The sequence below is a fragment of the Tenacibaculum soleae genome, from assembly GCF_001693415.1.
Lineage (GTDB): Bacteria > Bacteroidota > Bacteroidia > Flavobacteriales > Flavobacteriaceae > Polaribacter > Polaribacter soleae.
Genome location: NZ_MAKX01000041.1, coordinates 48,615 through 71,433 on the forward strand (window position 1 = coordinate 48,615; position 22,819 = coordinate 71,433).

At 29.1% G+C, this 22,819-nt stretch carries 24 protein-coding genes; 14 read left to right on the forward strand and 10 right to left on the reverse strand.

Annotated features, from left to right (window positions below; translation table 11 throughout):
• The first annotated feature begins 630 nt into the window (after nt 1–630).
• The 14 genes from BA195_RS13440 (at nt 631) to BA195_RS13505 (ending at nt 14,077) form a co-directional block, all read left to right on the forward strand.
• Nucleotides 631–2,160: a tetratricopeptide repeat protein gene (locus tag BA195_RS13440; RefSeq protein ID WP_068706323.1), complete on the forward strand. Its 1,530-nt coding sequence runs from the start codon at nt 631–633 to the stop codon at nt 2,158–2,160.
• Between the two features lie 265 nt (nt 2,161–2,425).
• Nucleotides 2,426–3,283 (forward strand): ATP phosphoribosyltransferase, encoded by an 858-nt coding sequence (gene hisG, locus BA195_RS13445; RefSeq protein WP_068706325.1) that lies wholly within the window; start codon nt 2,426–2,428, stop codon nt 3,281–3,283.
• 10 nt (nt 3,284–3,293) lie between these two features.
• The gene (hisD, locus tag BA195_RS13450) at nt 3,294–4,580 is read left to right on the forward strand and encodes a histidinol dehydrogenase (protein WP_068706327.1); all 1,287 of its coding nucleotides are present in this window, start codon (nt 3,294–3,296) and stop codon (nt 4,578–4,580) included.
• Entirely contained in the window at nt 4,573–5,601 is a 1,029-nt protein-coding gene (gene hisC / locus BA195_RS13455) for a histidinol-phosphate transaminase (RefSeq protein WP_068706329.1), read from the forward strand. Before hisD ends, hisC begins: the two co-directional genes overlap by 8 nt.
• A 119-nt stretch (nt 5,602–5,720) precedes the next feature.
• A complete protein-coding gene (gene hisB / locus BA195_RS13460; RefSeq protein ID WP_068706331.1) occupies nt 5,721–6,857 on the forward strand; it encodes a bifunctional histidinol-phosphatase/imidazoleglycerol-phosphate dehydratase HisB in 1,137 nt (378 codons plus the stop codon).
• 164 nt (nt 6,858–7,021) lie between these two features.
• Nucleotides 7,022–7,603, forward strand: a complete 582-nt coding sequence (gene hisH, locus BA195_RS13465; RefSeq protein WP_068706333.1) for an imidazole glycerol phosphate synthase subunit HisH — start codon at nt 7,022–7,024, stop codon at nt 7,601–7,603.
• Nucleotides 7,604–7,635: 32 nt separating this feature from the next.
• Nucleotides 7,636–8,349: a 1-(5-phosphoribosyl)-5-[(5-phosphoribosylamino)methylideneamino]imidazole-4-carboxamide isomerase gene (gene hisA / locus BA195_RS13470; protein WP_068706335.1), complete on the forward strand. Its 714-nt coding sequence runs from the start codon at nt 7,636–7,638 to the stop codon at nt 8,347–8,349.
• A complete protein-coding gene (gene hisF / locus BA195_RS13475; protein ID WP_068706337.1) occupies nt 8,343–9,095 on the forward strand; it encodes an imidazole glycerol phosphate synthase subunit HisF in 753 nt (250 codons plus the stop codon). Before hisA ends, hisF begins: the two co-directional genes overlap by 7 nt.
• Complete coding sequence (hisIE, locus tag BA195_RS13480) at nt 9,092–9,676, forward strand: bifunctional phosphoribosyl-AMP cyclohydrolase/phosphoribosyl-ATP diphosphatase HisIE (protein ID WP_068706339.1); 585 nt, start codon at nt 9,092–9,094, stop codon at nt 9,674–9,676. The genes hisF and hisIE overlap by 4 nt, the downstream gene beginning before the upstream one ends.
• A gap of 68 nt (nt 9,677–9,744) precedes the next feature.
• Nucleotides 9,745–10,896 carry a class I SAM-dependent methyltransferase gene (locus BA195_RS13485; protein WP_068706341.1) on the forward strand — a complete coding sequence of 384 codons (1,152 nt, stop codon included), beginning with the start codon at nt 9,745–9,747 and terminating at the stop codon, nt 10,894–10,896.
• A 71-nt stretch (nt 10,897–10,967) separates the two neighbouring features.
• Nucleotides 10,968–11,540, forward strand: coding sequence for a Crp/Fnr family transcriptional regulator (locus tag BA195_RS13490; RefSeq protein ID WP_068706342.1), 573 nt, complete (start codon nt 10,968–10,970; stop codon nt 11,538–11,540).
• Nucleotides 11,541–11,544: 4 nt separating this feature from the next.
• Nucleotides 11,545–12,201, forward strand: a complete 657-nt coding sequence (locus BA195_RS13495; RefSeq protein WP_068706344.1) for an NAD(P)H-binding protein — start codon at nt 11,545–11,547, stop codon at nt 12,199–12,201.
• 72 nt (nt 12,202–12,273) lie between these two features.
• Nucleotides 12,274–13,056, forward strand: coding sequence for a type 1 glutamine amidotransferase domain-containing protein (locus BA195_RS13500; protein WP_068706346.1), 783 nt, complete (start codon nt 12,274–12,276; stop codon nt 13,054–13,056).
• Between the two features lie 106 nt (nt 13,057–13,162).
• Nucleotides 13,163–14,077, forward strand: a complete 915-nt coding sequence (locus tag BA195_RS13505; protein ID WP_068706348.1) for an EamA family transporter — start codon at nt 13,163–13,165, stop codon at nt 14,075–14,077.
• A 1-nt stretch (nt 14,078) separates the two neighbouring features.
• Here BA195_RS13505 and BA195_RS13510 read toward each other — a convergent pair whose 3' ends face one another.
• Genes BA195_RS13510 through serC form a run of 10 tightly spaced genes read right to left on the reverse strand, consistent with a single transcriptional unit; the run spans nt 14,079 to nt 22,776 of the window.
• A complete protein-coding gene (locus BA195_RS13510; protein WP_068706350.1) occupies nt 14,079–14,477 on the reverse strand; it encodes a hypothetical protein in 399 nt (132 codons plus the stop codon).
• A gap of 20 nt (nt 14,478–14,497) precedes the next feature.
• Nucleotides 14,498–15,322: a DUF1853 family protein gene (locus BA195_RS13515; protein ID WP_068706352.1), complete on the reverse strand. Its 825-nt coding sequence runs from the start codon at nt 15,320–15,322 to the stop codon at nt 14,498–14,500.
• 9 nt (nt 15,323–15,331) lie between these two features.
• Nucleotides 15,332–15,835, reverse strand: coding sequence for an OmpH/Skp family outer membrane protein (locus BA195_RS13520; RefSeq protein ID WP_068706354.1), 504 nt, complete (start codon nt 15,833–15,835; stop codon nt 15,332–15,334).
• A 58-nt stretch (nt 15,836–15,893) separates the two neighbouring features.
• Complete coding sequence (gene miaA / locus BA195_RS13525; protein WP_245662362.1) at nt 15,894–16,811, reverse strand: tRNA (adenosine(37)-N6)-dimethylallyltransferase MiaA; 918 nt, start codon at nt 16,809–16,811, stop codon at nt 15,894–15,896.
• A gap of 2 nt (nt 16,812–16,813) precedes the next feature.
• The gene (locus BA195_RS13530; RefSeq protein ID WP_068706358.1) at nt 16,814–17,641 is read right to left on the reverse strand and encodes an ion transporter; all 828 of its coding nucleotides are present in this window, start codon (nt 17,639–17,641) and stop codon (nt 16,814–16,816) included.
• Between the two features lie 31 nt (nt 17,642–17,672).
• Nucleotides 17,673–18,770, reverse strand: coding sequence for an exonuclease domain-containing protein (locus tag BA195_RS13535; RefSeq protein WP_068706360.1), 1,098 nt, complete (start codon nt 18,768–18,770; stop codon nt 17,673–17,675).
• Nucleotides 18,771–18,800: 30 nt separating this feature from the next.
• Complete coding sequence (locus BA195_RS13540; RefSeq protein WP_068706362.1) at nt 18,801–19,466, reverse strand: YggS family pyridoxal phosphate-dependent enzyme; 666 nt, start codon at nt 19,464–19,466, stop codon at nt 18,801–18,803.
• Between the two features lie 6 nt (nt 19,467–19,472).
• Nucleotides 19,473–20,711 carry a DUF1015 domain-containing protein gene (locus BA195_RS13545; protein WP_068706364.1) on the reverse strand — a complete coding sequence of 413 codons (1,239 nt, stop codon included), beginning with the start codon at nt 20,709–20,711 and terminating at the stop codon, nt 19,473–19,475.
• A gap of 12 nt (nt 20,712–20,723) precedes the next feature.
• Nucleotides 20,724–21,680, reverse strand: coding sequence for an NAD(P)-dependent oxidoreductase (locus BA195_RS13550; RefSeq protein ID WP_068706366.1), 957 nt, complete (start codon nt 21,678–21,680; stop codon nt 20,724–20,726).
• A gap of 31 nt (nt 21,681–21,711) precedes the next feature.
• Nucleotides 21,712–22,776 (reverse strand): 3-phosphoserine/phosphohydroxythreonine transaminase, encoded by a 1,065-nt coding sequence (serC, locus tag BA195_RS13555; RefSeq protein ID WP_068706368.1) that lies wholly within the window; start codon nt 22,774–22,776, stop codon nt 21,712–21,714.
• Nucleotides 22,777–22,819 lie beyond the last annotated feature (43 nt).

Consider the following 22,819-nt stretch of genomic DNA (forward strand, 5'->3'; position numbering starts at 1 on the left):
AAAGAGCATGTTTTATTTCACTATTTTTAAATACTAACAAAAAGTAAATAAACTTAATTTTGTTTGTTTATGGAAAGAAAAAACTACCATAACATATAGGGGAATATAGTTTTTGGTAGTTTTTAAATTACTTTTATTAATTAAGGGGGTAATCAATAAAAGGTGTTTTAATTAATTGGGGGATTAATTAATGATGTTATTATATGGGTAATCAATAACTTCGGGACAAATATATGTGAATGATGAGTGCTTAATTGATCTGTAGTAATTTTGAGGTGTATTTTTATTTACATAAATTAATAAAATTAAAGTATTTTTCATTTAGCAATTAAACTGATGTGTACTGTACTACATAGTTTTAAAAAATGTAAATAAATTAATTAACTTTTTGTTTTTCATGTTTTTATGTTTGTTTTTTATGTTTTGGTTTTTAAGTCAAAAGGAACTTCATTATTTTAAATAATACCTTTTAATTAATTTTTTTAGTTTTGTTTATGGTTTTTGTTTTAAACGTTTGAAATCATTTTTTTTATTATATGTAGTATATTTGACGTATATTTAAAATATTAATTTAATTGTAAATAGGTTTTAATTTCAATGTAAGTGTATTGTGTAGTACAGGTGAAGTATATGAGTAATGTTTTTTCTAAAAAAGTAATAGCGTTTTTAAGTATTGTTTTTATGTTGTTTTCTATAAATGTAATAGGACAACAACAAAGTATTATTTCAAAAAAAGAATATAAAAATATAATTGTAAAAGGGTTTTATACATTTCAAAATGAAGAAAATGCCCAGTTTTTAGACAGTATATTAACTATCATAAGGCTTAATAGGTTTACTATAAAAGAAGATTCAATTAATAGCAAAATTCTATATTTAAAAGGAGTAAATAATCTAGAATTAAAAAGGTTAAAAAAAGCAGAGGATTTATTTATAAAATCATTTGAGTTAGCAGAAAAAACAAATGATGTGTTTTTAAAAGGATCAATATACAACTCTAGAGGGGTTGTTTTTTCGTTAAGAAATGAAGATTATAATAAAGTTGCAAAATATTATAAAAAGGCAATTGAAAGTTATAAAAAAGTAAGTAATTTATCACAGTTAATAGACACCTATTATAACTTAACGATTAATGCAAGGAAAAGACATAAGTGGGAAGAATCCATAGGTTACGGTAAAAATTTTTTTAAATTAATTGTAAAAGACGGAAAAAGAGTTGACGGGGTAGGTAAAATGTACTACTATATTGCTCATAGTAATTTTAAGCTTAAAAAGAATGAAGAAGCTTTAAAAAATTTAAAAAAAGCAGAAAAATATACGTTAGTAAATAATAGTGAGCTTCTTAGTTTAATTAATTCTTTGTATGCAAAATATTATGAGAGTAAAGGGGAGTATTTAGCAGCAATAAAAAAATACAAGCAGGTAAATGAAAATTTAAAAAAAACTATTGTTTTTAATGAAAAAGAAATAAAAGAATCTTTTGTTCATGAATTAGAGTTAGAAAGCGAATTAAAAGAAAATCAGAGACTTATAATTAATAATCAAAAACTTAAATTGATTGTAAGTACCATTACTCTTATTCTTTTCATAATATTAACGATCTTTCTTATTTCATTGATTAGAAAAAATCGTAATAAAAATAGACGGATAAAAACTTTAAATTTTGAGTTAAAGGAATTGATAGCCGATCTAAAAACTAAAAATGATGATTTAGTAGATAAGAAAACAGAAATTGAATCACTTTTGAATTTAAATGAACAAGCGTTATTTTCTAGAGTTTTAAAAATATCGACGTATAATGACGCGATTAGAAAAATAACTGACGATATTGAAAGTAATAAAGATGCTTCGAGTTATCTAATTTCTGTAAACAAAAAATTATTAAGTTTAATTTCAGAAGAAGAGTTATGGCAAGATTTTAAAGTTCAATTTGAAAAAATAAGACCAGATTTTTTTAATAAGCTAAAGAATATAGCCCCCAATCTATCAGTTAATGATCTAAAACATTGCACCTATATAGTTTCTAATTTAAAAAGTAAAGAGGTTGCTCAGTTGATAAATGTTTCACCACGAAGTGTAGAAACAACAAGATATCGTATAAAGAAAAAAATGGGTTTAGAAAAGGAGGATAGTTTATATGATTTATTGGTTGCATTATAAAAAAAATATAAATTTTACTATATAAATTTTATTATATAAAATTTATGTGCCATATTTGCAACGTTAAAAGACATAACATGACATTTAATCAATTACATCATCATTACCATCATATTTGCACTCAAGCGAACTGAAGATGTATTGAATAAAACCAACATATATTTTAAACCCGTTTGAGTAAATCAAACGGGTTTTTTATTTTTTCAAAAAGAGAAAATATATTTACTTAAAAGGTTTACTCAAATAAAATTAATAAATAAACAAAATGAGTAAATTAAGAATTGCAATTCAAAAATCAGGAAGATTAAATAAAGATTCTCTACAAATTTTAAAAGAATGTGGAATTTCAATTGATAATGGAAAAGACCAATTAAAAGCAGCAGCGAGTAATTTTCCGCTAGAAGTGTTTTATCTACGAAATGGTGATATTCCTCAGTATTTAAAAGATGGAGTTATTGATGCTGCTATTGTAGGTGAAAATTTATTGATAGAAAAAGGAGATGGTATTCAGTTTGTTGAAAAATTAGGTTTTTCTGGTTGTAAAGTATCTTTAGCTATTCCTAAGGAAGAAGAATATACTGGGTTATCGTATTTTCAAGGTAAAAAAATAGCAACCTCATACCCAAATACAGTTCAGAGTTTTTTATCAGCAAATAATATAACTTCACAATTACACATTATTAATGGATCTGTAGAAATTGCTCCAAATATTGGTTTAGCAGACGGGATTTGTGATATTGTATCAAGTGGTTCAACGTTATTTAAAAACAACTTAAAAGAGGTTGAAGTTATCTTAAAATCAGAAGCGGTTTTAGCTGTAGCTCCAAAATTAGCAACAGAACAAAAAGTGATTTTAGACAGATTACAGTTCAGAATTCAATCTGTTTTAAAAGGAAGACAATCAAAGTATGTATTGTTAAACGCTCCGAATGATAAACTTAAAGATATTTTAAACTTATTGCCAGGTATGCGTAGCCCAACTGTATTACCATTAGCAGAAGAAGGGTGGAGTTCTGTACACACAGTAATCAATAAAAACGAATTTTGGGAAATTATTGATGAGTTAAAAAGTAACGGAGCAGAAGGAATTTTAGTTTGCCCAATTGAAAAAATGGTAGTTTAAAAAAAAGCATATGAAAGCAGTAGAATTAAATAAGAATAATTGGCAATCGTTATTACAAAGACCAACAAAATCTGTTGCAGATATTGAAGGAACTGTAAGTGAAATTTTTAATGAAATTAAAAATGAAGGAGATCTTGCTGTAAATAAATATACTTCTCTTTTTGATAAAGTTGATTTAAAATCAACTGAAGTTACTAGTGAAGAATTCCAAAATGCTGAGAAATTAGTTTCAGAATCATTAAAAGAAGCAATTCAACAAGCAAAAAATAATATTGAAGCTTTTCATGCCGCTCAAAAAACTGAAAAAGTAGTTGTAGAAACTACCAATGGAGTTTTATGTTGGCAACAAAAAAGAGCGATTCAAAAAGTAGGTTTATATATTCCTGGAGGATCAGCGCCGTTATTTTCTACTGTGTTAATGTTGGCAACTCCTGCAAAAATTGCAGGTTGTAAAGAGATTGTATTGTGCTCTCCTCCTGATAAAAACGGATCAATAAATCCAGCTATTTTATATGCAGCAACTTTGTGTGGTGTGACTAAAGTTTATAAAGTTGGAGGAATACAAGCTATTGCAGGATTAACTTTTGGTACAGAAACAATTCCGAAAGTTTCAAAAATATTTGGACCTGGAAATCAATATGTAACTGTAGCTAAACAATTGGCAACAAAATACGGCGTTGCTATTGATATGCCAGCAGGCCCTAGTGAATTATTAGTATTGGCAGATGAATCTGCAAATCCAACTTTTGTAGCTTCAGATTTATTAAGTCAAGCAGAACACGGAGCTGATAGTCAAGTAATTTTAGTTTCTGACTCAATAGATTTCATGAGTAAAGTTGATGAAGAAATTAACTTACAATTAGAAAATTTATCAAGAAAAGAGATTACTAAAAAAGCTTTAGTAAATGCGAAAGCAATTTTAATAAAAGAAGCAAACGAAGTTCTTGATTTTGTAAATGATTATGCACCAGAGCACTTAATTATTTCAACAAGAAATGATGATTATTTTCTTGATAAAATAGAAAATGCAGGTTCAGTTTTTATAGGTAATTACACGCCCGAAAGTGCTGGAGATTATGCTTCAGGTACAAATCATACCTTGCCAACAAACGGATTTGCAAAAGCATATTCGGGTGTAAATTTAGATAGTTTTACAAAAAGTATTACGTATCAAAAAATTTCGAAAGAAGGTATTCAAAATATTGGTAAAACTATCGAATTAATGGCAGAAGCTGAAGGTTTACAGGCTCACAAAAATGCAGTTTCAGTTCGTTTAAAAGCAATCAAAAATGTTTAATTTAAATAAATTAGTTCGCGCTAACATTCAAAAGTTACAAGCGTATTCATCGGCAAGAGATGAGTTTAAAGGAACTGCAGAGGTGTATTTAGATGCAAATGAAAATCCGTTCGGAACTTTAAACCGTTATCCTGATCCACAGCAATTAAAAATAAAACAACGATTATCAGCAATTAAAAAAGTTGAAAACAATCAGATTTTTATAGGTAATGGAAGTGATGAAGTTATTGATTTAGCATTCAGAATTTTTTGTGAACCTGGAAAAGATAAAGCCTTAACTTTTTCGCCAACCTACGGAATGTACGATGTTTCGGCAAATATTAATGATATTGAATTAATTAAGCAGCCGTTGTTGAATGATTTTCAAATAAACTTAAATCAATTACAGCCATATTTAGATATGGAGGATGTAAAAATTATTTTTGTTTGTTCTCCAAATAATCCAACTGGAAACTGTTTTGATGACGAAGACATTATTTATATACTTGAAAATTTTAACGGAATTGTAATAATTGATGAAGCTTATATCGATTTTAGCTCAAAAGCATCTTTTATAACAAAGTTAAACGAGTATCCAAACTTAATTATAAGTCAAACTTTTAGTAAAGCTTGGGGATTGGCAGGCGTTAGAGTTGGTGCTGCGTATGCAAATTCTGCAATTATCAATTTGTATAATAAAGTAAAGCCACCTTATAATGTAAGTACTTTAAATCAAGAACAAGTAATTGAATCTCTTGATAACTTATCTGTTTTTGAAGAAAATAAAAATATCATTTTGAATGAAAAAAAGGTATTAATAAAAGCTTTTCAAAATCTTGAATTGGTTCAAAAAATATATCCTTCGGATGCGAATTTTATTTTGATAGAAGTAACTAACGCAACAGATATTTACAATAAATTAGTAGCACACAAAATTATAACTCGTAATCGAAATAGTTTAGTAAATAATTGTTTACGAATTACAGTTGGTAGTACCGAAGAAAACACACAATTAATCAAAGCATTAAAATCATTAGCTTAAAAAGCTATAATATTCTGAGCGTCATTCCGAATTTATTTCGGAATCTCATCAAGTAAAAAAACATAGAAATGAGAACCTGAAATAAATTCAGGTTGACGAACGAGATTAAAAATAAAAACATGAAAAAAGTATTATTTATAGATAGAGATGGAACTTTGGTATTAGAACCGCCAGTAGATTATCAATTGGATAGTTTAGAAAAGCTAGAATTTTACCCAAAAGTATTCCAATACATGGCAAAAATTGCGTCGGAATTAGATTTTGAATTGGTAATGGTTACCAATCAAGATGGTTTAGGAACTGATTCTTTTCCTGAAGATACCTTTTGGCCAGCACAAAATAAAATTATGGATGCCTTTAAAAAAGAAGGTGTAGAATTTACTGAAGTATTTATTGATAGAAGTTTTCCGGAAGAAAATGCGCCAACACGTAAACCAAGAACAGGTTTGTTAACACAATATTTTTCTGAAGAATACGATTTAGAAAATTCATTTGTATTGGGTGATAGAATTACAGATATGGAATTGGCTAAAAACTTAGGCGCAAAAGGAATTTACTTATCAGAAAATCCATATTTAGGCGCAGATGAAATTGAAGCAGCTAAACAAGAAATATTCAATTCGATTGCATTAACATCTACCGATTGGAAAACTATTTACGAGTTTTTAAAATTACAAGATAGAGTTGCCGAAATCACAAGAAATACTAACGAAACACAAATTTATATCAAATTAAATTTAGATGGTTCGGGTAATAATGATATTGACACTGGCTTAAAGTTTTTTGATCACATGTTAGATCAAATTGGTCGTCACGGAGCGATGGATTTAACCATAAAAGTTACTGGTGATTTAGAGGTTGATGAGCACCACACTATTGAAGATACCATGATTGCTTTAGGTGAATTATTTAATAAAACATTAGGTAATAAATTAGGTATTGAGCGTTATGGGTTTTGTTTGCCAATGGATGATTGTTTAGCACAAGTAGCAGTTGATTTTGGTGGAAGAAATTGGTTAGAATGGGAAGCAGATTTTAATAGAGAAAAAATAGGCGATATGCCAACCGAAATGTTTTTTCACTTGTTTAAATCATTTACAGATGGCGCAAAATGTAACTTAAATATTAAAGCTGAAGGAAAAAACGAACACCACAAAATCGAAGGTATTTTTAAAGCCTTTGCAAAAGCGATGAAAATGGCGGTAAAACGCGATGCTAACAAGATGTTTTTACCATCAACAAAAGGCATGTTATAAAGGTTAGTTGTCAACCTGAATTTATTTCAGGTTCTCATAACAGGTTATTAAAACAATGTGATTCTGAAACAAGTTCAGAAAGATGAAAATATAAAAGAAATATAATTACGAATTAAAAATTGCGAACTAACTGTAATTGAAAATTCATAATTCATAATTAACATATGATTGCAATTATAAAATACAATGCTGGTAATATTCGCTCTGTTCAAAACGCAATTACGCGTTTAGGATATGAAAGTATAATTACTGATAATCCAGAGGAAATTAGAAAAGCGACTAAGGTTATTTTCCCTGGAGTTGGAGAAGCAAGCTCGGCAATGGCATATTTAAGAGAGCGTAAATTAGACGAACTTTTAGTTTCTTTAAAACAGCCAGTTTTAGGTATCTGTTTGGGGTTACAATTAATGTGTACGTCATCCGAAGAAGGAAACACCAAGTGTTTGGGTATTTTTGATACGGAAACAAAACAATTTCCGCCTTTAGAAAAAGTGCCTCACATGGGATGGAATAATTTTTCTGAACTAAAACCATCAAAAATAGTAGATACTATTACTACAGATGAAGATGTGTATTATGTTCACGGTTATTATGCCGAAATTTGCCAAAACACAGTAGCTATTTGCAATTATATCAAACCTTTTAGCACAATTATGCAAAAAGACAATTTTTATGCAATGCAATTTCATCCTGAAAAATCAGCAAGTGTTGGAGAAAAATTACTACTAAATTTTTTAAAGTTATAATCAAGTAACTGTTAACTTTTAAACTAAAAAAAATGAGAATTATACCCGCTATAGATATTATTGAAGGAAAATGCGTACGTTTAACAAAGGGAGATTATAGTACCAAAAAAATATATAATGAAAATCCTGTTGAAGTAGCAAAAGAATTTGAAGACAACGGAATTGAATATTTACACTTGGTTGATTTAGATGGTGCAAAATCACAACACATTGTAAATTATAAAGTATTAGAACAAATCGCTTCAAAAACAAATTTAAAAATTGATTTTGGAGGAGGATTAAAGTCTGATGATGATTTGCGTATCGCTTTTGAAAATGGAGCAAACCAAATTACAGGAGGAAGTATTGCTGTTAAAAATCCAGAAATTTTTAAAGGATGGTTAACACAATACGGAAGCAGTAAAATTATTTTAGGAGCCGATTGTATCAATCGTAAAATTGCAACTCACGGTTGGTTAGAAACATCGCAAGTTGATGTTGTTGATTTTATTAAAGAATATGAAGTTTTAGGTGTAAAAACTACTATTTGTACAGATGTTGCTAAAGACGGAATGTTACAAGGAGCATCTGTAGCGCTATATCAAGAAATCTTAGCTAAAAGTGGTGTAAACTTAATAGCAAGTGGTGGCGTAGCTTCAATAGATGATTTAATAAAGTTAAAAGAAATTGGTTGTGAAGGAACTATTTTAGGAAAAGCTATTTACGAAGGTAATATCACTTTAAAAGAATTACAGCAACTATGTTAAAAAAAAGAATTATTCCGTGTTTAGATATTAAAAACGGACGAACTGTAAAAGGTGTTAATTTTGTTGATATTATTGATGCTGGTGATCCAATAGCATTGGCAAAGCAATATGTTAAAGATGGCGCTGATGAATTGGTGTTTTTAGATATTACAGCAACACTTGAAAACAGAAAAACATTAGTTGATTTAGTTGAAAAAGTAGCACAGGAAATTAATATTCCGTTTACTGTAGGTGGTGGAATTAGTACTGTTGATGATGCTTTAGCTTTAATTAAAGCAGGGGCAGATAAAGTAAGTATCAATTCATCGGCAGTTAAAAATCCGCAGTTAATTACTGATTTAAAAAACCGTTTCGGAAGTCAGTTTGTTGTTGTTGCTATTGATACGAAGTTGATAGATAATCAATGGAAAGTTTTTACCAAAGGAGGAACTTTTGAAACTGATTTAGAAACCGTAAGTTGGGCAAAAGAAGTAGAAAAATTAGGCGCAGGAGAAATCTTATTAACCTCAATGAATAGTGACGGTACAAAAGCCGGATTTTCTTTAGATATTACAAATTCAGTAAGTAAAAATATAAATATTCCTGTTATAGCATCAGGCGGAGCAGGTAAAGAAGAACATTTTGCAGACGTTTTTACAAAAACAGAGGCAAGCGCGGGATTGGCAGCAAGTATTTTTCATTTTGGTGAAATTCCTGTTCCGCAATTAAAAAATTATTTAAAAACAAAAAACATACCTGTACGATGAAAATAGATTTTAATAAATCAAACGGATTAGTACCAGTTGTCATTCAAAATAATACCACGTTACAAGTGTTAATGTTAGGTTATATGAATGAAGAGGCTTTTGAAAAAACAAAGGCTGAAAACCGTGTTACTTTTTACAGTAGAAGTAAAAATAGATTATGGACAAAAGGAGAAGAATCAGGGAATTTTTTAGAAGTGAATGATATCAAAATCGATTGTGATAATGATACTATTTTAATAAAAGCTACTCCAAAAGGACCAACATGTCATAAAGGAACTACGTCTTGCTTTGCAGAAGAAACTCCAAAAGGTTTTTTATACGAGTTAGAGCGAATTGTTAGCGAGCGTATAGACACTGATAACGAAACTTCATATACCAATAAATTATATAAAAGAGGGATTAATAAAGTAGCGCAAAAAGTAGGAGAAGAAGCGGTTGAATTAGTTATTGAAGCTAAGGATGATAATGATGATTTATTTAAAAACGAAGCAGCCGATTTATTTTATCACATTGTAATTCTTTTAAAAGCAAAAGGATTTAAACTTGAAGATATAGAGAAAGTTTTAAAAGAACGTAATTAAAACTAAAAAATCGATAGTAAAACAATTTTGTTTGCTATCGATTTTACTTTTTATGGTATTTTTGCAGTATGAATGATTTTCAACAATTAAATGATACTTTACGTAAAAGTGTTTTAGATGCAAATTTTGTAAAACTTACGTTAAGTAAACCGATTAAAAAAAGCGATGGCTTGCCAAATGTTTATGTACGTTTGGTAGAAATAAAAGGTGCAGAAATGTTTCAATTTACTTATCATTATACTACTAATGATAAGGTTAAAAATTACTCCATTTCTGAGGCAATATCAGAATTAGAAATCTTATTGATGGATAATTTTAGAGCGGCTACTTTATTTACTTTAGCAAATGATTTGTTGATTTTTATATCAAAAAAGAAAAAGGTTTCTTACAAATTAAATGCAGCAAGTTTTAAAAATAAATTACCTGTAACACATGACAAACCTAAAGAACGTTTAGCAGAAGCAGGTAGTTATTTACATCACTTAGGAATTACCGATAAAGAAGGGAAGGTTATTCATAAAATGGCGGACAAATACCGTCAAATTAATAAATACCTCGAAATTATTGAAGGTTTATTAAAATCTACAAAATTACCAAAGCATATTAATATAGTTGATATGGGGTCGGGTAAAGGTTATTTAACATTTGCTTTGTACGATTATTTAGTAAACACTAAAAAATACAGTGCTACAGTTACTGGAATTGAATTACGTGAAGAATTGGTAAATTATTGTAATGATATTGCAAGGAAATCTGATTTTAAAAATTTATCATTTGTCGCACAGCGAATTCAAGAATATGACAATACTAAAATAGATATTCTAATAGCATTACATGCTTGTGATACCGCAACAGACGATGCTATTTACAAAGGTTTATCAGCCAAAGCGGAGTTAATTATTTGTGCACCGTGTTGTCATAAACAAATTCGTCAGCAAGTAAAAGGAAAAGAACAGGAGAGTCCGCTTTTAAAATACGGAATTTTTAAAGAGCGTCAGTTTGAAATGGTAACTGATACCATTCGTGCACTTATTTTAGAGAAGAGTAACTATAACACGAAAGTGTTTGAATTTATAAGTAACGAACATACACGTAAAAATGTAATGTTGGTGGCGAGTAAATCAAGTAAAAAGAATGACATTTCTAAAATTGATGATAAAATATCAGGTTTAAAAGAAATGTATGCTATTGATAATCATTATTTAGAAACACTTTTGTAGTGTTATAAAACATATTAATAAATAATAAAAATCACCAATATTGGTGATTTTTTAGTTTAATTTTACAAATAATGAAAAAAGAATTATTAATAGTTTTTAAAGGCTTAGAAATTTCAAATGAAGAAATAGAAAGTATTCAAGAAAGTTTTACGAAGGTGACTTTTAAAAAAGGAGACACTATTTTAAGAAGTAATGAAGATGTAAAATATCAATATTATGTTTTAAGTGGTTGTTTACGAGCATTTTTTATTGATGAAAAAGGAAAAGAACATACGGTACAATTTGCGGTTAACGATTGGTGGATTAGTGATTATATAGGCTACTTTTCTGAAACAAAATCGGTGTTAACGATTGAATGTATAGAAGAAGCTGTTTTACTACGAGTATCAAAGAAAAATATAGAAAATACTTATAATCAAATACCTAAAATAGAGCGTTTTTTTAGAAAGAAAATGGAACGTTCTTTTGTAAGTTTTCAAAAGAGAATTTTAGCTAACTTATCTCAATCAGCAAAAGAACGGTATCTGAGTTTTATAGAAACGTATCCAAATATAGAGCAGCACGTAAAAAATTACCATATTGCTTCTTTCTTAGGAATTACAACAGAAAGTTTAAGTAGAATAAGAAAAGAAATAGCAAAATAATTTTATGAAAACAGCAATTGTATTAGGAGCAACAGGTTTAACAGGAAGTTTGTTGTTAAATAAGTTGATAAAAGACGATAATTATAAAACGATTAAAGTTTTTACGAGAAGATCAACAGGTAATCAATCACCAAAAATTAAAGAATTTATAGTTGATTTACTTCTTTTAGATCAGTTTACAACCGATTTTATTGCTGATGAAGTATTCTGTTGTATTGGTACAACTGCAAAAAAAACCAAGGATAAGGCTGTTTATAAATCGATAGATTATGGTATTCCTGTTACTGCCGCAAAATTAGCAAAAGCGAACGGAGTAGAAGTTTTTACTGTTGTTTCAGCCATGGGGGCAAACTCAAAAAGTAATGTGTTTTATAATAAAACCAAAGGAGAAATGGAAGCCTCAGTTTTAGAACAGAAAATAAAACACACTTACATTTTACGTCCGTCTTTAATAAAAGGAAATCGACAAGAAAGTAGGTTAGGAGAAGATATTGGTAATTTTATAGCCAATTTTATGAACCCGCTTTTAATTGGACGCTTTAAAAAATATAGAAGTATAAAAGCTGAAATAATAGCTACAGCTATGAAAAATATAGTGGAGTTAAAACCAGAAACATCCATAATTCTTTCTCATAAAATTATAGAATTTTCGGAATTATAAATTTCTTATCATACATCAATTTTTACACTTAATACTTGTAGTAATTTTGTTGTAAATTATAAATATCATAAAATGAAAAAAACTATAACAGCATTTTTTGCAATTACTTTATTTGCATCTTGCGGAAATAAAAAAGAAGTTAATAAAGTTGGTAACACTACAGAAAAAGAAGTTAAAATAAAAAAAGTTTTATTTGTGTTAACTTCTCATGAAGATTTAGGTGATACAGGGCATAAAACAGGTTTCTGGATTGAAGAATTTGCAGCACCATATTACTCTTTAAAAGATAAAGGTGTAGAAATTACATTAGCATCTCCAAAAGGAGGGCAGCCACCAATTGATCCGAATAGTGCAGCAGAAAACGCAGCAACTGAGGCTACAAAACGTTTTGATAATGATAAAGAAACACAAGCTGTTTTAGCAAAAACATTAAAATTAGCTGAGGTAAATGAAGCGGATTACGATGCTGTTTTTTATCCAGGCGGTCATGGTCCTTTATGGGATTTATCAGAAGATGAAAATTCTATAGCTTTAATTGAGTCTTTTTATAAGAATAATAAGCCAGTGGCAGCAGTTTGTCATGCCCCAGCGATATTTAAAAATACCAAAGGAACTGATGGAAAACCATTAGTAAATGGTAAAAAAGTAACAGGGTTTACAAATTCAGAAGAAGCTGCAGTAAAGTTAACTGAAGTGGTTCCTTTTTTAGTAGAAGATATGTTAAAAGCTAACGGAGGATTTTTTACAAGAGGCTCAGATTGGGAACCTCACGTAGTTGAGGATGGTAATTTAATTACTGGACAAAACCCTGCATCATCTGAGTTAGTAGCACAAAAATTATTTGTTAAATTATAGGAAAGTATTTTTAATATAAGAATCGTCTATTAGTTATCTTTTAGACGATTTTTTTTTGAGTAAAACTAAAAACAATATTGTATTTTTAACAATAAAATAAATAAACATGAAAAATTCAAAATTGTTAATCATCTCTGCATTTTTTTCAATATATATTATCTGGGGATCAACGTATTTGTTTAACAAGATTGCAGTAACTGAATTATCGCCTTTGTTTTTAGCATCGATTCGATTTTTAATTGCAGGCGGATTGATTATGATAATTGCTAAATTGTTAAAATTACCTATTGGAATTACTAAAAATCAGTTGATAAATTCGGCAATTGCAGGTTTTTTATTTTTAGTATACGGAAATGGAGTTTTTGTTTGGGCTTTGAAATATGTTGATACTGGTTTTGCTGCATTATTAGCATCAACACAGCCATTATTTGTACTCTTTTTATTGCGGTTGATTGACGGAAAAAGATTACAAAAAAAGTCAATTATTGGGGTTTTATTGGGGTTACTAGGAATGTATTTATTAGTGAGTCAGAAAGAAATTACAACCTCAGAGGGGGGCGTTTTAGGTATTTTTATGATTTTAACTTGTGTGTTAAGTTGGAGTTACGGAAGTGTTTTTGTATCGAAAGCAGATTTACCCAAAAATTATTTGATAGCAACTGGATATCAAATGTTAATTGCTGGATTTATTTTAGCAATTTCAAGCTTGATTTTTAAAGAAACTTGGATTTCTCCTTTAAATTGGGAACTTAAAACACAGGGGGCTATGTTGTTTTTAATTGTTTTTGGTGGTATTGTAGCTTTTACAGCTTTTAATTATTTATTAAAATCAGTTTCGCCCGAAAAAGTAGCAACATCAGCTTATGTAAATCCTATTATAGCCTTGTTTTTAGGTTGGAGTTTGTTGGATGAACAGCTAACCAAACAATCAATAATAGCTTCTGTAATTTTATTAATTGGTGTATATTTTATTACTTCTAGAAAAAGGTCGGTAAAAACAGTTGCCAGAAAAGGTTCGTAAATTAAATACCTGTTCCAGATAAATGGATTACAATAGAACCAAATTCATGAAAAATTGTTAATACTGCTTTTTTTTCGCCTAAACTTTTTGGTGAAAAAACAATATTGAAATTTACTTTTTTTCCTGTTAAGTAAGTACCTACTGGTAATTTTTGAATAGTAAATTCGTTTGAATTATTACCTTCAATTTTTATATCGGTAACTTTTATTTTATATGGACAAACGTTCGCTATTTCGAATTCAATAATTTCACTTGTATAAATCGCAGCTTCTATAACACTATAGTCTTGTGATGTCGTATCAAAATCAATACACGATGGAGTGTTATCTTCATCTTTTACACAAGAAAAAAAAGAGAAAAAGAATACAAGAGAGAATACTAAGAGTTTTAATGTTTTCATAATTATTTTTTATAGTCTTATCAAGAATCCCACCAAACAATAAAAAATTTAAATATTTCTCCGTTATTTTTTTTAATCCAACATAAGGGCGCTCTTTTTTCAATTAAAAAATCGCTAGATTTTGTTATAAAATCATTAAAATTTAACCAATTAACATTAGCATGTGGCTGAGTTAACCAATGGTGTTTTGTTGGGATGAAAAACTTACAATCAGAAAATTGAGCTAATTCATTTTGATAAATATAAAAACCAATTATACAATTGTTATTAATAGTTGAAAACTGCTTGCCAAATTGAGTTAATGGAACAAATAATTGGGTTTTAAAATAAACCTGTTGTTCAATTTTTTTTGGAGATAAATTAATTTGTGAAATATATTCTTTACACTCTTTAGAATAGAGTAGTGGAAGTTGCTTTTCTTTTAATTTAGTGAGTTTTTCAATGAGAGAATCTTTTCTGTTAGGACCAATCCAATGTTCTATTTCGGTATTTCCTACCGATGAATCATATAAATAAAATTTATAAACAATTTCTAAATGTATGGGTTGTTTATTTTTTAAAATAATACAATCTAATTCACCTAAAGTAATTTTGTTTTGCTGAATTTGAATGTTTTCAGCTAAAATATTTATTGCTTTATCTTCTGATAAACTAAAAGAAACAAAACGTTCAACTAATTTACCTAAGCGAGGAAGTTTAGTAATGTGCTGATTAAAGATAGATGTTTTTGTAGGCAATAACTCTGTAAATTGTTGCAAACCAAAAACACCTTTTCCATGCCATAGAAAAGGTGTTTGTAAAAATCCTTTGTATTGTAATTGTATATCTTTCGATTTAAAATTCATCCAAAGAAATTACTCTTTTATTCCTAGTTTAGTTAAAACTAACTGAGTAATATCAAATTTTTCATCGATATAACCAAACTCGTTTCCTCCGGTAGTTAAAATTTGTGTATATCCATTTGCTTTTGCAACTTCACTAATAACTTCACTTAATTTTTTATACAACGGACGCATAAACTCATCCCGGCGTAATTGCATCATAGCGGTTCCGTTTTTACGAAACTTTCCCATCTCTTGCTCTATTTTTTGAAGCTCAGTAATTCTAACTTTTTTATCATCAGCAGTCATTATTTTTTCTTCAGCTTTAAAAGATTCTACTTTGCTTTTGTAATCTGTAAATTTTATATTTAATGATGAATCTAATTTTTTACTATAGGTATCAATTCTTTGTAAAACAGTTTTCATTTGAGGCATTTTACTTATAATTAACTCGCTATTTACAGTGCCTAATTTGGTTTGAGCAAATGATATTGTTGATAAAAGAATTACAACTAAAAATATAATTTTTGACTTCATTTTTTAATGTTTTTCCACAAATATAAAAAAGTGGGTTAGTTAAATGTTTTAAAATTTGTTAAAATTGATTGTTGATAACGGTTAATATCGAGTTTACATCTGATTGATAGTCAAACCAATGAATTGAGGTGTCTTTTCGAAACCAAGTACCTTGTCTTTTAGCAAACCTTCTGGTGTTTTTCTTAATTTCTTCAATGGCAAACTCTTGCGTAAAATTACCATCAAAATATTCAAAAAGTTCACGATATCCAACGGTTTTTAAAGCATTAAGATTTTTGTTTGCATACAGGTTTTTAACTTCGTTTAATAAACCATTTTGTATCATAATATCAACACGTTGGTTAATACGATTGTACATTATTTCTCTATCGGCAGTCAATCCAATTTTAATTGATTTAAAATTGCGAGGAGCTTTTGGTTTGTTTTTAAAAGAAGTATATGTTTTGCCTGTGCCAATACAAATTTCTAAGGCACGCATTACCCGATGCGGATTGTCGATAGCAATTGAGTTATAGGTTTCAATATCTAATTCTTTCAATTTATTTTGTAACGGTTCAATTCCGTTTTTCTCTAATTCTTTAGTAAGACTAACTCTTATTGAAGGATCAACTTCAGGAAAATAATCCAATCCTTTTAAAACAGCATCAACATATAAACCACTGCCACCAACCATAATTTGTACTGGGTTTTTTAAAAATAAGTTGTCTAATTTTTTTAAAACATCTTTTTCAAATTGCCCAACCGAGTATTCTTCGAAGATACTTTTGTTTTGAATAAAATGATGAGGAGCAGCTGCCAATTCATCAGTTTCAGGAACCGCTGTTCCGATGGTCATTTCTTTAAAAAATTGACGAGAATCACACGAAATAATATCACAATTAAAATGTTGTGCTAATTTAATACTTAGAGCTGTTTTACCAATGGCAGTAGCGCCAACAATGGTAATTAAGGTGTTTTTGGTAGTTGAATTACTCAATTTTAAGGATTTAATTGGTGTCCGCATTCATAACAAAATTCTGCTTCATCTCTATGAAACTCTGCAGCGCAATTTGGGCAAACCTGTGTATTGGTGTGTAAACTATTACTATTTGTTTTTGTCATTTCTGACGAAACAATTCCGGTTGGGATGGCAATAATACCATAACCTAATATCATAATAAAAGAAGCAATTAATTGCCCAAAAGCAGTAACAGGAGCAATATCTCCATAACCAACAGTAGTAAGGGTAACTATTGCCCAATATACACTTCTAGGTATGCTTGTAAACCCACTATTAGCATTTCCTTCTATAAGATACATAATAGTACCTAAGATTAAACAAAGTATGATAACGAAAGATAAAAATACGGCTATTTTAATTCTACTAGCTTTCAATGCTCTAGTAAAATTATTAGATTCTCCAATAAAACGTGCTAATTTTAAAATTCTAAAAATACGCATTAGTCGTAAGGCTCTAAATGCAATTAAAGAATGGAAACTACCAAAAAATAGCAATAAGTATTTAGGGATAGTAGATAAGAAATCAATAATACCGTAAAAACTAAAAATGTATTTATATGGTTTTTTTATGGATATAATTCTTGCAAAATATTCAATAGTAAATAATATGGTAATAATCCATTCAGCTATATTTAAAAATGTTCCGTATTTATTATTGATACTCTCAACACTTTCTAACATTACCAATAAAATACTGGTTAGTATTGAAACTAATATTACAATGTCAAATACCTTACCTGTTGGGGTATCTGCTTCGTAAATTATTTCATGAAGTTTGTCTTTCCAGTTTTTTTGTTCGTTCTTCAAAAAGAAAGATTTTTAGGTGATTATAACAATATTACAAATTATTTTCAACTTGTAATCGTACTATTTTTGTTACTTTATTTTTAAGTAAATAGTTTTTAATAATGATTTTAGCTAAATCAGGGTTTTCAATAGGTGTAAGCATTGATTTTAAAATAGCCAACTGATTTTCTTGAAAAGCCAAATTAGTATAAGCGTACCCTAAAACAACGTTATTTTCAATTAAAATAACAGCATGTTCTTCTGGCGTTCTACCTTTATCGATTAATAATAAATTATCATTATTAAAATTCTTATTTAAATTTTTACGTTTACGAATAACATTAAATTTTGGTTTTAATTTTACAAGTTCTAAATGATATTTTAACCTGGTAAAAAGTATATTACCTGTTTCTTCATAGGTAATTTCGTTAATACGTTTTATTATTTTTTGAGCTTTAGGAGTGTCTTTTAATAATAGCTTATTTACTTCCTGTTTTATATTTGTACCTCTACCAATAAAAATAATATTTCCTTGTTCGCTATGAACATAAAATACGCCTTGTTTTTCTGGTAATTGATCTAGTATTTTTATAAAAAGTTGTTTTTCATGTCTATTATCAGTATATTTTATAGATTGCTGAATGATACTTTTCTCAATATCTTTTTCTAATAGTAATTTAAATAATTGTACTGTTGCCAAAGCATCACCGTTTGCTCTATGCCTGTCGGACATTGGAATGCCAATAAATCTACATAATTTACCTAAACTATGTGAAGGAGCTTCAGGAATTAATTTTTTACTAAGCGCTACTGTACAAAGGGTATTTCTTTTAAAATCGTAACCTAAACGATTGTATTCTGTACGTAAAATGCGATAATCGAAACTAGCATTATGAGCAATGATAATACAATTTTCGGTAATTTCAATAATTCGTTTTGCAACCTCATGAAATTTAGGTGCATTGCGAAGCATTTTATTATTAATACCGGTTAGTTTAACAACAAATTCTTGAATTTCTTTTTCAGGATTAACTAAGCTGATAAACTGGTCAACTACTTGATGACCATCAAACTTATGAATAGCAATTTCAGTAATTCCTTCTTCATTAAATTTACCTCCTGTTGTTTCAATATCTAAAACTGCGTACAATTCTTTTTTTTTTAGCTGATTAATGTAAATCTAAACAATATAATTTCGAACTCCAAAAATAGCGCTACCAATTCGAACCATATTACTACCATTTTTTATAGCTAATTGATAATCACCACTCATACCCATTGAAAGAATAGATAATTTTGAGTTTTTTTCTTTATTTTCACTAAAAAAGTTAGCTAAAGAGACAAATTCTTCTTGTAATTGTTCTTGGTTGTCAGTAAATGTAGCCATTCCCATAAAACCTACGACATTTATGTGTTGTAATTCAGCAAATTCTTCAGATGAAATAATTTCATCAATAGCGTTAAAAGATAATCCAAATTTTGTTTCTTCTTTGGCAATACGTGCTTGTAATAAACAATTGATTACCCGATCATGTTTTTTAGCTTGTTTGTTAATTTCTTTTAGTGTTTTAAAACTATCAACACCATGAATTAAATCAACAAAATGTGCCATGTATTTAACTTTATTTCGCTGTAAGTGACCAATCATATGCCATTTAATATCTTTTGGTAGCGCATCGTATTTGGTAACCATTTCTTGAATTTTATTTTCACCAAACACACGCTGTCCTGCATCGTAAGCTTCTTGAATATCAGCAATTGGTTTGGTTTTAGAAACAGCAACTAAAGTTACGTTATTAGGTATGGTTGTGTTTATTTTTTGAAGATTTTCTTTAATTCCTGTCATTTCTAATTAAATTTCATAAATAGTTAAAGCGCTTCTTAATTTGGGTTCGATATATGTTGTTTTTGGTGGCATTAACATATCGGCATCAACAATTTCTTTTAGTTCATGTATGGTGGTTGGTAACATTCCGAAGGATACTTCAAAATTACCAGCATCTACTTTTGTTTTTAACTCTAAACTATCAGATTTATCTTGAGAATACATAATTTTTGATGCATTTCTAATGTCTTTGATTCCTAATATCGGATTTAAAATAGTTTGATATAAAATTTGTGCATCTAATTTACTTAAGGCATCTGTAAATTTATATCTAGATTTACGCAAATGCAATGCATAAAATTCACCATTTAAATACATACTAAATTGATGTTTTTCTTTGGGTTTGTATAACTCTTGCCCTCTGTTTTCTATCCTAAAAAAAGTATCTAACTCTATTAAAAATTCTTCGGTTGTATAACCATTCAAATCTTTTATAAATCGATTAAACTCGTAAATACTTAATTGACTTTCAGGTAATAAATAACTCATAAAAAAGTTATATTTTTCATTACCTGTATGCTTCGAATTTTCACTAGCTAAGTTTTTGGCTAATAAACATGAAGATGTAGATCGGTGATGTCCATCAGCAATATACAATGTATTTACTTGCGAAAAAGCATTGGATATTTGCGTAATGTCATTCTCTTTATCAACAATCCAAAGTAAATGTGAGTCTTTATCAGTTGTAGAAAATTCGTACTCAGCTCTGTTAATTGTATATTTTTTTATAATTGTTTCAATTACATTATTATCTGGGTATGTTAAAAGTACAGGTTCAGCATTAAAACCTGTGTTTTTTAAATAATTTTCAAATAACAATTCGCGCTCTTTTAAAGTACCTTCGTGTTTTTTTATCGTATTATTATGATAATCTTCTACTGAGGTGGCAGCTATAATTCCGCAAAAAGAGTTTGTTGGTGTTGTTTTTTGATAAATATAAAATCCAGGATTTTTATCTTTTGTAAAAATACCATCTTCTTTAAACTCTAAATAACGATTGTGCACTAATTTAAAGCGTTGTTCACCAGTAACATCTTGTTTGTGATATTTATAACCAGGGTTAATTACATGTAAAAATGTATAAGGGTTAAAAGCTAATTTAGCATTTAACATTTCTGGAGGATAAATTTCATACGATTTAGATGAAACTAATGCTACTTTATCTCTGGTAGCTCTTACCGCTTTAAAAGGTTTTACAGTTGCCATTAATACTTTAATTTATTCTTGTAAAGAATTAATAATTTTATCAGCCAACTCGGTACCAATTTTATGTTGCGCTTCTACAGTGTAAGCTGCAATATTAGGGCTTAAAGACAAATTTGGATTCATTAATAGCTGAATTTCTGGTTTTGGTTGATTTTCAAAAGTATCTAAACCAGCATATTTAACTTTACCGCTTTCAATGGCTTTTACTAAAGCTATTTCATCAACTAAGCCTGCTTGTGCTACGTTTATAAAACCAACACCATCTTTCATCTGTTCAAATTCTTTGGTGCTAATTAGATGGTTTTCTTGTGCTGATAAATGTAAGCTAATAAAATGCGCTTCTTTAAATAACTCATCTGAACTTAACATATCAATTTCGATGTCAATATTTTGCCCGTTAAAAAAATCAATCGGTATAATGATCGAATTATCGTAGTCTACATCATAAGCAACCACTTTCATTCCTACACCTAAAGCAAGTTTAGCTACTTGCTGCCCGGCAGCATCCATACCTACAATCCCTAAAGTTTTTCCGCGTAATTCAGTTCCGTTAGAAAACTGTTTTTTCATAGCATTAAAACTCATATCACCTTCTAAAGGCATTTCTCTATTGGCTTGGTGTAAAAAACGAGCCATCCCTAACAAGTGTGCAAAAACTAATTCGGCAATAGCATTGGCGCTAGCGTCAGCAATATTTACCACTTGTACACCACATTCTTGGGCATACATAACATCAATATTATCGTTATTGGTACCAGCGTTTGCTATTAATTTTAAACTAGGGCAGTTGTCAATTAATTCGGCATGTATTTCGGTGTTATTTTTAATAATAATTACGTTAATTTCATCCTCATTAATAAAATTTTCTAATTGCTCTTGAGCAACTTTGGTTATTATTACTTCAAATCCTGCATTTTCTAAAGTAGCTTTTCCACTTTCAGAAATTCCGTCGTTTGCTAATATTTTCATTTAAAATGTGTCTCTTTTTTATTGATAGCTTTTAGCTAATTCGTTCTAATTCTTGCATTACATCCACTAAGGCTTGTACACTATATAAAGGTAATGCGTTGTACATGCTTGCTCTATAACCACCAACACTTCTGTGCCCGTTTAAACCATTAATATTGGCTTCGGCCCACATAGTATCAAACTTATTTTTTAAGGTTTCGTTTGTTAAAGAAAACGTAGCATTCATTTGGCTTCGATCTTCAGTAACAGCTTCCCCTTTAAATAACGGATTTCTATCTATTTCGGTATATAAAAGTGCCGATTTTTGTTGGTTTACTTTTTCTATAAATTCAATTCCGCCTAAATCTTTTAACCATTCTAAAGTTAACATCGATGTATATATGGCAAAAACAGGAGGTGTGTTAAACATACTGTCTTTATCGATAAATGTTTGATAATTTAACATTGATGGAATTATACGTTCTACTTTTCCTAAAATTTCTTCTTTTACAATAACTAACGTAGTTCCTGCAGGTCCCATGTTTTTCTGTGCCCCAGCATAGATTAAATCAAATTTTGAAAAATCTAACTGACGAGAAAAAATATCAGAACTCATATCACATATCAACGGAACCGAAGTTTCAGGAAAACTTTTCATTTGCGTTCCGTAAATCGTGTTGTTACTTGTGCAATGAAAATAATCAACATCCGTAGGAATTTCATAACCTTTTGGAATGTAATTAAAGTTATTTTTTTCGGATGAAGCTACCTCAATCAACTCGCCAAATAATTTAGCTTCTTTAATAGCTTTGCTACTCCAAGTACCTGTATTTAAATAAGCTGCTTTTTTATTTAGTAAATTATAAGCCGTCATTAAAAACTGATTGCTGGCACCGCCTTGCAAAAACAATGCTTTATAACCTTTGTTTTGTAAGCCTAATAACTCTAAGGCTAAACTTCGTGCTTTTTCAATAACAGCAACAAAAGGCTTACTTCTGTGCGATATTTCTAATAACGATAAATTATCATCATTAAAATTGATAACTGCTTCGGATGCTTTTTGAAGCACATCTTCAGGTAAAATACAAGGGCCTGCGCTAAAATTATGCTTTTTCATTACTAAAGTGGTGTTTTGTTATAACAAAGGTGCGAAATTTATA